Annotated in this window: 13 protein-coding genes and 1 other annotated feature; of the genes, 3 read left to right on the top strand and 10 right to left on the bottom strand. The window is 29.5% G+C overall.

Translation table 11 applies throughout. The features are described from left to right. Positions 1-43 precede the first annotated feature (43 nt). Positions 44-751, top strand: coding sequence for a 2,3,4,5-tetrahydropyridine-2,6-dicarboxylate N-acetyltransferase (gene dapD, locus T514_RS0123065; RefSeq protein ID WP_027626854.1), 708 nt, complete (start codon positions 44-46; stop codon positions 749-751). Between the two features lie 90 nt (positions 752-841). On the opposite strand, the gene T514_RS0123060 is transcribed toward dapD, so the two are convergent. The 3 genes from T514_RS0123060 to pdaB form a co-directional block, all read right to left on the bottom strand. Beyond that, the gene (locus T514_RS0123060; protein ID WP_027626853.1) at positions 842-1585 is read right to left on the bottom strand and encodes a single-stranded DNA-binding protein; all 744 of its coding nucleotides are present in this window, start codon (positions 1583-1585) and stop codon (positions 842-844) included. A gap of 75 nt (positions 1586-1660) precedes the next feature. After that, positions 1661-2176, bottom strand: a complete 516-nt coding sequence (locus tag T514_RS0123055; protein ID WP_027626852.1) for a hypothetical protein — start codon at positions 2174-2176, stop codon at positions 1661-1663. A gap of 230 nt (positions 2177-2406) precedes the next feature. Next, a complete protein-coding gene (gene pdaB, locus T514_RS0123050) occupies positions 2407-3153 on the bottom strand; it encodes a polysaccharide deacetylase family sporulation protein PdaB (RefSeq protein ID WP_341350176.1) in 747 nt (248 codons plus the stop codon). A gap of 190 nt (positions 3154-3343) precedes the next feature. Here pdaB and T514_RS0123045 point away from each other — a divergent pair, with 190 nt between their 5' ends. Continuing rightward, positions 3344-3868, top strand: coding sequence for a DUF4364 family protein (locus T514_RS0123045; protein WP_027626850.1), 525 nt, complete (start codon positions 3344-3346; stop codon positions 3866-3868). On the opposite strand, the gene T514_RS0123040 is transcribed toward T514_RS0123045, so the two are convergent. Beyond that, positions 3865-4749 (bottom strand): YncE family protein, encoded by an 885-nt coding sequence (locus T514_RS0123040; RefSeq protein ID WP_027626849.1) that lies wholly within the window; start codon positions 4747-4749, stop codon positions 3865-3867. The two genes, T514_RS0123045 and T514_RS0123040, sit on opposite strands and share 4 nt — an antisense overlap. Before the next feature lie 161 nt (positions 4750-4910). Here T514_RS0123040 and T514_RS0123035 point away from each other — a divergent pair, with 161 nt between their 5' ends. Continuing rightward, positions 4911-5156, top strand: coding sequence for a TIGR03905 family TSCPD domain-containing protein (locus tag T514_RS0123035; protein ID WP_027626848.1), 246 nt, complete (start codon positions 4911-4913; stop codon positions 5154-5156). A gap of 84 nt (positions 5157-5240) precedes the next feature. Here the strand turns inward: T514_RS0123035 and T514_RS0123030 are convergent, their stop codons facing one another. From T514_RS0123030 to ftcD, 6 genes are all read right to left on the bottom strand, one after another. Then, positions 5241-6539, bottom strand: a complete 1299-nt coding sequence (locus tag T514_RS0123030; protein ID WP_027626847.1) for a bifunctional folylpolyglutamate synthase/dihydrofolate synthase — start codon at positions 6537-6539, stop codon at positions 5241-5243. 182 nt (positions 6540-6721) lie between these two features. Then, on the bottom strand, positions 6722-9364 hold the full coding sequence (locus T514_RS0123025) for a valine--tRNA ligase (RefSeq protein WP_027626846.1): 2643 nt from the start codon (positions 9362-9364) through the stop codon (positions 6722-6724). A 52-nt stretch (positions 9365-9416) separates the two neighbouring features. After that, positions 9417-9634, bottom strand: a binding site (T-box leader). A gap of 72 nt (positions 9635-9706) precedes the next feature. Beyond that, a complete protein-coding gene (locus T514_RS0123020) occupies positions 9707-10324 on the bottom strand; it encodes a cyclodeaminase/cyclohydrolase family protein (protein WP_027626845.1) in 618 nt (205 codons plus the stop codon). Positions 10325-10421: 97 nt separating this feature from the next. Then, a complete protein-coding gene (locus tag T514_RS0123015; RefSeq protein ID WP_207640963.1) occupies positions 10422-12104 on the bottom strand; it encodes a formate--tetrahydrofolate ligase in 1683 nt (560 codons plus the stop codon). Between the two features lie 61 nt (positions 12105-12165). Then, positions 12166-12681, bottom strand: a complete 516-nt coding sequence (locus T514_RS0123010) for a folate family ECF transporter S component (RefSeq protein WP_027626843.1) — start codon at positions 12679-12681, stop codon at positions 12166-12168. A 177-nt stretch (positions 12682-12858) separates the two neighbouring features. Further along, entirely contained in the window at positions 12859-13752 is an 894-nt protein-coding gene (gene ftcD / locus T514_RS0123005; protein WP_027626842.1) for a glutamate formimidoyltransferase, read from the bottom strand. Positions 13753-13936 lie beyond the last annotated feature (184 nt).

The following is a 13936-nucleotide window of genomic DNA, read 5'->3' as shown; positions in this document are numbered from 1 at the left end:
TTAAGTGACATATTATAAATATAAACTAAAGGGAGGCTTAACTATGAACTATAATTTAACAGATCCTTATGAATTAGCCAGATACATAAAAGATGCTAAAAAATCTACACCAGTAAAAGCTTATGTAGACGGAAATTTACAAGGATTAGATTTTGGCAAGATTGAGGCCTATGGAGAAAATAATTTCTATGTTTTATTTGGGGACGGAGAAGAAATATTAAACTTTATAAATGTTAATAAAGATAAAATTAAAAAATACAGATTAGAAAATGATAGAAGAAATTCAGCTATACCAATGCTAGATATTCTTAATTTAGAGGCAAGAATTGAACCTGGTGCTATTATAAGAGATAAAGTAAAAATCGGTAAAAATGCAGTAATTATGATGGGTGCTGTAATAAATATAGGCGCTGAAATAGGCGAAGCCGCTATGATAGATATGAACGCAGTAGTTGGAGCAAGAGGAAAAATTGGTAAGAGGGTTCACCTTGGGGCTGGCGCAGTAGTTGCTGGAGTATTAGAGCCACCTAGTAAAGATCCTTGCATTATAGAGGATAATGTACTCATAGGAGCTAATTCTGTAATATTAGAGGGAGTACATATTGGAGAAGGCTCCGTAGTAGCTGCTGGTTCTGTTGTAGTAGAAGATGTACCTGCTGGAGTTGTGGTAGCTGGTACTCCTGCTAAAATCATTAAAAATATAGATGAAAAGACTAAAGACAAAACTCAAATACTAGATGACTTAAGATAGTAAATTTCAGAGTATAGATGACAGATAAAAATATGGTTACTTTCATTTAAGAAAGCAACCATATTTTTATTATTTATTAATTACCACCTATTATTCAGTAGTTACTAATTCTTTTTCTTCCTCAACATTATCTTCTTGAGTAATATTTTTTTCCCTTATTTCTTCTCCACTTACTTCTTCAAAAACATTTTCATTGATATCTTCATCATTTTCGTCTTTCAAAACCCTTTCCATCTTAGAAATTGAAACTTCATATGCAACTTTCTTAATACTTTCATTTTCAGAAACTTTCTTCTGATATTCTCTACTTTGAAGTCTTCCCCAAATTCTTATATTATCTCCTACTTTTAATTCTTGGCAAAACCTGGAATTCCTTCCCCATGCTATAGTTGGAATATAATCTGATTTATTATATGCTCTATTTACTGCAAGAAGCAAATCTGCTATCTCTCTTCCAAAAGGAGTTGTCCTATAAACTGGTTGCTTACATATAAAACCATTAAGGAATATTTGATTTGGATTTTTACTTTTTTCAATACAATAATCAATATTTCTAGCAAATACAGTTAATATTAACCTATTAGCTCCATCTATAAACTTATTGTATGATCTTAATTGCCCTTCAATTACTAGTTCTGTTCCTACTTGTATATCCATATTTCCAATAAGTCTTTCTGAAACTGTAACAAATAAAGTGTCCTTAATTTCGCTTAATCTTTGCACCTCAATATGAAAAGTATAAAAACCCTCTCCATACATTTCATGGCTGAATTCCAGTTCAGAACACACTTTTCCCTCTAAACAGATCTTATTGTTTTGTAATAAATTGTCCATTGTAACCCCTCTTTCCCTTAGTATCTTAAATAATTTATACATCATATAATTATTCAGATAAAACCGAAATTATACTTATTTTGGTAAATTATTTATTCTTAGGTTAAAATATTTTCTAATACTATCGCTGTTAATCCCCTCAATTAAAGCTATAGTAATGGTAACCATAAAAGAATACAATTCATAGTTATCTTTAAAATATGTTTTTATAGGAATTTCTTCTGGTTGAATAACTAAAAGGTTATTCCCAGCTAAAGCTCTCTGAAGACAATATACAAAACTTCCATTGCCTTTTTCCATACTAGATACTGTTACAGTATTTCTATTACCTAATCCATAAGTAACTACATTACCATTAAAATTAATTATGGAATCACCTAACATATCCATATTTATCAATAAATATTTTCCTGAAAGATTTTCTTTATATCCATCTAAATATTCCCCATTATTTACTATTACATAATCACAGGATCCATAAAATTTCTTAGGACATTCATTTATAACACATTCAATATTAATTAATTCTAATTGGTTTTTTAAATAAGTTTTAAATTCCCTATTATTATCAAAAACAACTATGTTTCTCATATAATCAACTCCTATTTTTTTGGATCTTAACAATATTTTTAACAGGAGTCTATATTTTATACTTTTTTATGTTAATAACAATCTACAACAAATTTTATAATTACTATAAGCCATGGTGTATTCACCTTCCTTTTCCTTTGTTTATAAATTATATTATGTTTTACTTATATTTCCATTATAGTACATATATACTTCTCCTTCAATAGATTTAAGCTTTCTTGTACATATATCTATTTTTTTATTTGTTTTCCCTCATGATTTATATAATAATTTTCCTTGTAGATTAAGTCTCCGACTTTAACAAATTTATAACCTTTAGCTTTTAAAGCCTCTATTATCCTTGGCAAAGTTTCAGGCGTATATTTACCATCATTATGAAATAGTAAAATAGAACCAGGTTGTGTTTTTTTCATTATTCTATCATATTCTTTATCTGATCCATGAGCCTTCCAATCTATGCTATCCGCATCCCATTGTATACAATAGTATCCATTGTTATTTAATACATCTACACTATTAGAGTTATAAGAACCACTAGGAAATCTAAAAAGTTTTGAATTTTCACCTGTTATCTTCATTATCTTAGCATCTGCTGTACTTATTTCCCTTATAATTGACTCCTTAGATAACTTAGTCATATCAGGGTGAGTATTAGAATGATTTCCTATTTCATGTCCTCTTTTGTATATTTCTTTAGCTTCTTCAGGATAATCATCAATCCAATTTCCTATAAGGAAAAATGTTGCCTTTATATTATGCTTATCTAAAATATCTAGTATTTTTTTTGTATTACTGTTTCCCCAGTTAACATCAAAAGTAATTGCTATATTTTTTTCTTCTGTTCCTACACTGTATATAGGAATACTCCTATCGGTGTTAAAAAATACACTTTTGCTATTAAATAATAAAGAAGTTACAATACTGATAAGAAGCAAACATATTGCACCAGTTAATTTTCTAAAAACTTTTTTATTCAACAATAATACCCCCATATTTATCTTCTCTCTAATTTTTATATGCTTCCTTTAACATCAATTATTACTCATATATTTATAAACATGTATTTTTATTTCACCGTTTTATTCATTTTAAAAAATTTATGTTATAATAAAGTATGAATAGTTAAAATTAATATAGTCTAAATTAATTTTCTAGGGAGGATAAAGGATGTTTGAAGATACTTTGGATTTAGCGGAAAATAAACTTCTTCTGCTTTATATATTTGATAAAATTAAAATTCCTATAACAAATAATCAAGTTACACAAATTATTTTAGAAAATAATTTTATTAATTATTTTACACTACAGCAATATTTATCTGAATTAATTTCCTCTAATTTTTTAAAGTATACCGAAGATAAAGATAGACATAGATTAGAAATAACAGAAAGAGGAAAAAAAGTCCTCTCTCTATTTAAAAATAGGCTCTCAAATAACAAAATTGATATTATAAATGATTATTTAACTAACAATATTAATATTATAAAAAGAGAGGTTACTATAACTTCTGATTATACAATTGAGCATAGAGACAAATTCATTGTAAATCTAAAAGCTGTAGAAAATAATATAGTATTAATTGATTTAAAAGTTACTGTAGATTCTAATAAGCAAGCACGAGATCTTTGTACTAAATGGAAAAATGAGTCTTCAGAAATTTATAGTAAAATATTAAACATACTAATAAACTAAATCAATATCATACCTGTAGGCTCCCCACCTATTGGTATATTTTTTTTACTTCCATTTTCGCTGTCTACCTGAATAAGAAGGTTATTATAATTATCTCCTACATAAATATTATTACCAACTTTAACAATTCCCCTAGGCATGCCACCTATATTTAATTTCTTTATTTCTTCATAATAATTTATATCAATAACACTTATAGTACCATCTCCAAAATTAGAAACATAACAAAGTTGATTTTCTAAAAAAATATCTACAGGTGAATTACCTACTTCTACTCTATAAAGAACTCTTAATGTTTTTAAAGAAATTATACTAATACTTCCCCTAAAATCTGAACCCAAATTACTTTCACAAACAATTATATATTGCCCATCTGTACTAAATATAGCTTTAGTAGGATAAGAACCTACTTTAATATTTTTAATGCTTTCTCTATTTTCACAATTAATTAAAGTAACATTGTCATTTTCCATATTGCATATTAGTAATAATTTTCTCTCCTTATTGAGTACTATACTATGTGGAAGATTTCCACAAGGTATTTCCTCTAATAGCTTACCCTTTATCAAATCAAACACTACTACATTATTTAATTCTCCACATATTATATATGCATTATTTTCATATACAACTACATCATTACAATGCATTCCAATAAAATGATTTGTTATTTCTTTATTTTCTATCATATCTATAATAGAAATACTGTTGCCATAACTATTTGCCGTTATTAGATTGTCTTCATATTTACATATCCCGTGAGGACCCACTTTCCTATAATTGTCGGAGTTTAAGGTAATTTTGCTTTCCTCTCTAAAGTTATTTAAATTTACCTTAGATATACAATCAGAAGATGTGTTACAAATATATAAATAGCACATAATATTCCCCTCCTCACAGATATAATATGTAAGGGGTCAAAAAAGTGAGATAAAATCTTATTAATTAATATTGAGTTTTGAGTTGCATATTAAATATAGTATAATCATATAGTAAAAGGATTACTTAGGAACTTTCCTAAAAAACAAAGGGAGGAATATAAATGCATAGTTATGAACCAAAGGACGTTTGTTCAAAAAAAATTGATTTTGAAATAATTAATAATAAAGTAGGAAAAGTTAACTTTACTGGTGGATGTAACGGAAATCTAAAAGGTCTAGCTAATCTTATAGAAGGTATGCCAGTAGATGAAGCTATTAACAGATTAAAAGGAATAACTTGTGGAAATAAAGCGACTTCTTGTCCAGATCAACTTTCAAAAGCACTAGAAGAAGCTATTAACAGATAAAAGATAAAAGAGCACAGATTACAGATTTATTATTTTTGCAAGGCAAAAATTCCACTCTGTACTCTATGCTCTGTACTCTGTACTCTATAGAAGTTTTCTCACAATTTTTCTCATATCTCCAATCATATAAAGAGATCCTGAAATTAAAACTAAATCATCTTTATTACAATAACTTAATGCTTTTCTATAAGCTTCTTCATAATCATCTATTGATTCACAATTTTCATTGTGTTTTTTAATTACTTCCATTAAGATATTGGAATTTTCAGCCCTATAACTATGAGGAGTAACAGCTATAACTTTATCTGCCATAGGAGTTATAGTCCTTACCATATCTTCAACCTGCTTATCTGCAAGTATTCCCAGTATTAAAACCATCTTATTGTACTTAAAATATCTTTCCACGCTGTTTTTAAGATTAGTAATTCCATCTATATTATGTGCTCCATCTAACACTACTAATGGATTTTTCTTCATGATTTCTAATCTTCCAGCCCATTTTACTTCTTTTAATGCCTTATAAATATGTTCTTTATTAATATTAATTCCCTGTTTTATTAGTTCATCAATAGTATGCAATACTACTGAACAGTTTAATATTTGATGAGTTCCTAATAAGGAAAGCTGCACTTCATATTTGTTTTGTTCAGTTTGTACTGTAAAATTTTGATAGTATTCATTGGATAGATCTTTATCAATATATTTTACGGAATCCCTACTTACTAATGTTAAGTAGCTATTTTTCTCTTCACATATTTTTTTAATTACTTCTTCCGCTTCTTTTTCTTGTGGGTATAATACAACAGGAACATTTTCTTTTATTATTCCGCCTTTTTCAAAAGCAATTTTACCAATAGTATCACCTAGTATTTGCATATGATCATAGCTTATAGATGTTATTACACTTACTAAAGGAGTTATAACATTAGTGGAATCCATTCTTCCACCAAGACCTACTTCTATAACTGCATAGTCTACTTTTGACTCATAATAATATAGAAACATAACACAAGTTATTATTTCAAACTCTGTTGGATGCTCATATCCTAATTCTATTACTTTTTCTACTGCTTTAGATACTTTAGTAACTGTTTTTGCCAAATCACATTTTGGAATATTTTCTCCATTAATTTGTATTCTTTCTTCAAATTCTTCTATAAAAGGAGACGTATACATTCCAACTTTAAAATCTGATTCTATAAGTATTTTTGATATCATTGCAGTAGTAGAACCTTTTCCATTTGTTCCTGCAATATGTATACATTTTAACTTTTTATGAGGATTTCCTAGCAATTCTAATATTTTTTCTGTTCTTTCAGTACCTAAATTGCTACCAAATTTAGCTGTATTTTCAATATAGGACATTGCTTCATTATAATTCATAATAAATCCCACACTTTCTGTTAGTTAAGAGTTAAGAATGAATAGTGAAGAGTAAATGTTAATTTTTCTCCATTAGCATTACGAAAAATTCTCAATTAAATATTAGTATAAATTGAAGCTTTTCTGTAGTGCAAAGGAAGAAAAGCCTCCTTTATTCTTCACTATTCTCTATTCACTCTTCACTATTTTAAGTTGTTTATTCTCTCCATTACTGAGTTAAGCATTTCTCTATACTTTTCTCCCTTAGCCTTTTCTTCATTAACAACTGCTTCAGGAGCTTTAGCTACGAATCCTTTATTAGAAAGTTTCTTTTCTACTCTTTCTATTTCCTTTTCTAGCTTTTCTTTTTCTTTGTTCAATCTCTCTAATTCTTTTTCTAAATCTACTAAATCAAGTAGTGGCATATACATTTCTGCACCTTTTGTAAGAGCTGATACAGCATTTTCTGGTGCTTCTTCTTTTGAATTTAAGAAAGTTACTTCGCTTGCAGAAGCTAGTTTTTCAAAATAAACCTTTCCTGACTCAAAAGCATCTTTTCCTTCCATAGCATATATCATAACCTTAGCTTTTCGTGAAGGAGGTACATTCATTTCAACTCTAACATTTCTAAGAGCTTTTATTGCTTCTATTATATAGTTCATATCTTCTTCTGCTTTTTCATCCCTTAACTCTTCTTTATATTCTGGCCACTTAGAAGTTGTTATAGTTTTTTCTTCCTCTTGAAGATGAGTATATATTTCTTCAGTTATAAATGGCATTACAGGATGTAATAATTTAAGTCCTGTAGTAAGAACATCAAATAATACATTAAATACTACTCCCTTAGCCTTTTCATCTTCACCATATAATACAGGTTTTACAAGTTCAATATACCAATCACAGAATTCACTCCACATAAAGTCATAAACCTTTTGTGATGCTATTCCTAATTCATATTTTTCTATATTATCTGTTACTTCTTTTACTACAGTGTTAGCTCTAGATAAAATCCATTTATCAGCTGCTGTGTAATCTTTGCAATCCTTATATTTTTCCATAAGATCTTTGTCAAGATACATCATAACAAATCTTGATGCATTCCATATCTTATTTGCAAAATTTCTAGCTGATTCTACTTTTTCTTCATAGAATCTTATGTCATTTCCTGGAGCATTACCAGTAACTAACATAAATCTTAATGCATCAGCTCCATATTTATCTATTACATCTAATGGATCTACACCATTTCCTAAAGACTTAGACATCTTCTTACCGTTAGAATCTCTAACTATACCATGAATAAGTACAGTGTGGAATGGGATGTCATTCATATTGTGTAATCCTGAGAATATCATTCTAGCAACCCAGAAGAATATAATATCATATCCTGTAACAAGTACATCTGTTGGATAGAAGTATTCTAGATCTTCTGTTTTATCTGGCCAACCTAAAGTTGAGAATGGCCATAATGCTGAACTGAACCATGTGTCAAGTACATCATTATCTTGTTTCAAATTATGACTTGAACATTTTGTACATTCTGTTGGTGCATCCATAGCTACTATCATTTCACCACAATCTTCACAGTACCATACTGGTATTCTGTGTCCCCACCATAACTGTCTTGATATACACCAATCCTGAATGTTTTCCATCCAGTTAAAATATGTTTTATCAAATCTTTCAGGAACAAATTTAACTTCCTTATTTCTCACAATATCAATAGCTGGTTTTGCAAGTTCTTCCATCTTTACATACCATTGTTTTGATATCATAGGTTCGATGACTGAACCACATCTATCATGACAACTTACATTATGAGTATGCTCTTTTATATTTACTAAGAATCCCTGTGCCTTTAAGTCTTCAACTATAACTTTTCTAGCCTCATATCTGTCTAATCCAGCATACTTTCCACCCAATTCATTTATAGTTCCATTTTCATTCATAACTATAATTTCTGGAAGATCATGTCTCTTTCCAACCTGATAATCATTTGGGTCATGCGCTGGAGTTATTTTAACAGCTCCTGTTCCAAATTCAACATCTACATAATCATCAGCAACTATAGGGATTTCTCTATTTACTAGAGGAAGCATTAACTTCTTACCTATTAAATGAGTATATCTTTCATCTTTTGGATTAACAGCTACGGCAGTATCTCCAAGCATTGTTTCAGGTCTTGTAGTAGCTATTTCTAAGTATTCATCTGATCCTATAACAGGATATTTAATATGCCAAAAATGTCCTGCTTGTTCTTCATATTCAATTTCTGCATCTGATAATGCTGTCATACATTTAGGGCACCAATTAACTATTCTATTTCCACGATAAATTAATCCTTCATTATATAACTTTACAAATACTGCTCTTACAGCTTTATTTAAGCTCTCATCCATAGTGAAGCTTTCTCTTGTAAAGTCTGCTGAAACTCCCATCTTCTTAAGCTGAGTTCTTATTCTTTCTCTATATTCATCAGACCATTTCCATACTTCTTCAAGGAATTTTTCTCTTCCCATTTCTTTCTTTACAAGACCCTGCTTTAATAGCTCATTTTCAACCTTTACTTCTGTAGCTATACTTGCATGATCTTGACCTGGAAGCCATAATGTGCTGTATCCCTGCATTCTTTTAGCTCTAATTAAGAAGTCTTGTAAACTATTGTCTAATGCGTGGCCTAGATGTAATTTACCTGTTATGTTTGGAGGTGGCATTACTATAGTAAATGGCTTTTTACTTTTATCCACTTCAGGTGTAAAATACTTTTCTTCCTCCCAAACCTTGTATAATCTTTCTTCAAATTCTTTAGGATCATAAGTCTTTGCAATATTTAAATTTTCATTCATATGTATATCCTCCTTATGCTTATTTTTTTATACAAAAAGCGCTGCCAGTCCTTAAAAGGACGACAGCGCGCGTTACCACCTTTTTTCCTGCAAAACAAATTACAGGCTCTTATAAACTTAACGATTAAGAAAACCGTCTTTACCTACTACTATTTCGGCAAAGAAGCTCAAAAGCTACCTTCAAGGAAACTCATACAGAAAATCTTCCACCCATTGGATTTTCCTCTCTTGGTACTATTACCCTTTACTCCTCTTTTTCAAAGCTTTTACATATTTTATTATAATAACTTTTATTATAACCTAATTTAATAAACTGTCAATAGCATCTTGGAGGTATATATTTTATAAATTAACTTTTGAAAGTATTCCTTGTTCTATTTCGTTTACTTTAGATTCTAACTCTTCCATTTGTTTTTTAGCACTATTTACGAATTCTTCATCTTTTATAGAACCTAAATTAATTTTTACATTGTAAAATGCTGAATGTACTGCTGTTCTAGCTGACATTGCTGCTACTGCTCCGTCTGTTACTGCATTTTGATTACCCTTTAATATTACCTTTTCAGCTAACTGAAGTAATTCAAAAGCATCTTTACCTACATTTAAAGGAACTGTTGCCGCTCCTTTAAATCCTTGCTGTATTGCCTTAGTTCTTTCAGCCTTTTGTTCATCTGTATCTTTTGGCATTTTAAAAGCTGCCATTATTTTGTTAAAAGAATCTGAATCTTCATCTATGTAATTAACAAATTTTTCTTTATATTCAGAAGCTACTTTTTTAACTTCTTCCATTTCTTCTTTTACTTCTTCATAGCCTTTCTTTCCTAATGTAAGATTAGCTACCATTTCTATTAATGCTGCTGCTGAAGCTGCACTAAGAGCTGCAATACTTCCACCACCAGGTGCTGGTGAATCTGAAGCTGTTTCATATATAAATTCTTTAACTGTCATTTCTTTTAACATATCATTTTCCCCCTAAAATTAACTTTTTAAATTTTGTCTTAAATTGTGCCTTTCTTGGCTAAAGGCACAATTTAAGACATCTATAAAAGGTGACTTATTAGAATAATCCTGAGATTACGCCATTTTCATCTATATCCATTTTTTCTGCTGCTGGAACCTTTGGAAGTCCTGGCATAACCATTATATTACTTGTCTGGCATACTATAAATCCAGCACCAGCTGATACTCTAACATCCTTAACATTAATCTTAAATCCTTTAGGTGCTCCCATAATACTTGGATCATCAGTAAATGAGAATTGAGTTTTAGCCATACATATTGGCAATTTATCTAATCCTAATTCCTCAAGTTTTTTAATCTGTTTCATAGCAGCTGAGTCTATTTCAACTCCATCTCCACCATAGATTTCTTTTACTATTGTATTAAGTTTTTCTGGTATTGAAGCTTCTACATCATAAATTGGTTTATAGTGGGATTCTTCAGTTTGTAGAATATTAACAAGCTTTTCAGCCATTTCTATTCCACCTTCTCCTCCTCTTCCCCAACATTCATTTAATGAAACTTCAACTCCAAATTCTTTACATTTATTTGTTAATAATTCTATTTCAGCTTCTGTATCATTTACAAATCTATTAACAGCAACTAATACTGGTAAGCCGAACTTTCTCATATTTTCAACTTGTTTAGCTAAGTTTGCAAATCCCTTATCTAATGCTTCTAAGTTTTCATTTCCTAATTCTGTTTTCTTAACTCCACCATGCATTTTTAAAGCTCTAATTGTAGCAACTACAACAACTGCATCTGGTTTTAAGCCACCATATCTACATTTTATATCTAAGAATTTTTCAGCACCAAGGTCAGCACCGAATCCTGCTTCTGTTACAACAATGTCTCCTAATTTTAATGCTAATTTAGTTGCTATTAATGAGTTACATCCATGAGCAATATTTGCAAATGGTCCACCATGAATAAGAGCTGGTGTATTTTCAAGAGTTTGAACTATATTTGGTTTTATAGCTTCTTTTAATAACATTGCCATAGCACCATTTACTTTTAAATCTTTAGCTGTTACTGGGTTTCCATCAAGATCATACGCAACTATTATTCTTCCTAATCTATCTTTTAAATCCATTAAGTCACTTGCAAGACAAAGTATAGCCATAACTTCAGATGCAACTGTAATCATAAATCCATCTTCTCTTACAAATCCACAAGCTTTTCCGCCAAGTCCTACTGTAACATGTCTTAAAGCTCTATCATTCATGTCTAATACTCTTTTCCAAACTATCTGTCTTGAATCTATTCTTAAAGTATTTCCATGATGAATATGGTTATCTATTGCAGCTGATAAAAGATTATTAGCTGCAGTTATAGCATGCATATCTCCAGTAAAATGTAAGTTTATATCTTCCATTGGAACAACTTGAGCATATCCACCACCAGCTGCTCCTCCTTTAACTCCAAATACAGGTCCTAAAGATGGTTCTCTTAAAGCTATATATGTTTTCTTTCCTATTTTATTTAAAGCCTGACCTAATCCTATTGAAGTTGTTGATTTTCCTTCACCTGCTGGTGTTGGGCTTATTGCTGTAACTAATACTAATTTTCCATCTTTTTTATCTTGTAATCTTTTTATTGCGTCAAAAGATATTTTAGCTTTATATTTTCCGTAAAGTTCTAATTCATCATCTAAAATTCCATATTTTTCAGCTACTTCAGCTATTGGTTTCATAGTTGCCTTTTGTGCTATTTCGATATCACTTGGTACTTTATTAATCATAATCATCCACCTCATTTAAATATTTTTATTGTATGTAATATAAAAATTTATTTCTATTCTTCTATTGTAAAACATTATTTATCTTTCTAACAAGAGAAGTATTTTTAAGAGAATATACAATTGTCATAAATACAATGGTTTCTATTGGAACAAAAATTATATTTTTTATAAGTCTTATAGGTAATAATACCATAAAAGCTTTTCCTGTCATCATAGAAAGCCATAAAGTATTTAAACATATATCAACAAAAACTATTTTTAATATTACTGATATTATAACATTTTTATATGTAACTTCCTTCTTGTAAAAAAATATTCCGTATATAACTCCACATAAAAATGCACTTATTGTAAATCCTATGAAGAAGGAACCTACTGGAAAAATTGTCGCTCCAACAACATCTATAGCAGCAGTAATTATTCCTCCAAATATAGGACCAAAGAAAAGTCCTGCTAACATTGTTGGAACAAAACTAAACCCAATTCTTAAAATAGGTAATTGTATTGAAAAGAATCTGCTAATTATTACTCCCATTGCTATAAATAATGCTGCATAGACTATTTTTTTAGTTTTCAATGTTCTCACCCACTTACTTTAGTTTTATGAATATACTTCCATTTTTCAATTAATGTGTTATAATATATTTAAACGTTTTTTTCTAAAGAATACTACTAAGTTTTTTCATAAACGTCTATATTTTAAAATATAGACGTTTATTATTTATTTTAAGGAATTTTCAAAGCAAATTACAAATTACTCAAGTAATCTTTTTTCAAGAATCTGATTTATGTCAAAGTTTTCAATTTGTAAATAGTATTCAGCACAATCAAGTAATGCTTTCATTGGGACTGTTCCTATTACTTCACTACCTATTACTGGAACACCATATCTTTTAGCTTCTATTTTGATCATTTCAAAAGCTCTATATACTGCTGTTTTTTCATAGTTAACAAGATTCATTGATACTTGAGTTATGTTTCTTTCTTCAAGCTTTAATCCTATAGCTTTAACAAATCTTAATCCACCACCAATAAATCTTACCTTTTTAGCTATAGCACTTGCTATTTCAACATTGTCAGTTCCTAAGTTAACATTAAATGCTACTAATGAAACTCTAGCACCTACAGCTGTACATCCACTCTTTGCATTCATAGCATGTGGTCCAAAATCTGGTTTCCATTCTTCTCCTTTGATCTTTTCAAAGAATCCTTCATACTGTCCTTTTCTTACATCTGCTAAATTCTTTCTTTCAGGTTTTGTTGCTGCATCTTCATATAAGTAAACAGGAATTCCTAAACTTCCAATTGCTTCTCCAACTTCTTTAGCTAACTGGATGCATTCTTCCATTGTAACATCTGCTACTGGTGTAAATGGAACAACGTCTGTAGCTCCCATTCTTGGATGTCCACCTTCATGTTTAGTCATATCTATAAGTTCTGTTGCAACCTTTGCTGCATTTATAACTGCTTCTTTTACTAGTTCTGGTGCTCCTATCATAGTAACAACTGTTCTGTTATGATCTTCATCTGATGAATAATCCAATAATTTAACACCACTAACTTTTCTTACTTCATCAACTATTTTTTCAATAAGTACCTTATCTCTTCCTTCACTAAAATTTGGTACACATTCAACTAATTTTGCCATGGTTTATTCCTCCTTAAATTTTACACAAAATATATAAATTTTAAATTTTTAATTATAAACTTTACTTTTTAAATAGAATTTTTTGTTTTTTCTGATTTTATTATACTACAACTACCATCAATAAATCGTCTAATTTTTATAACAATTTTTAAAAAATTCTGTTTTTTTATATTTTTATAGACGC

It is taken from the genome of Clostridium lundense DSM 17049 (assembly GCF_000619945.1).
GTDB lineage: Bacteria > Bacillota > Clostridia > Clostridiales > Clostridiaceae > Clostridium_AO > Clostridium_AO lundense.
Note: the sequence above shows the minus strand (reverse complement) of the source record. Positions and strands in the feature narration are given on the sequence as shown.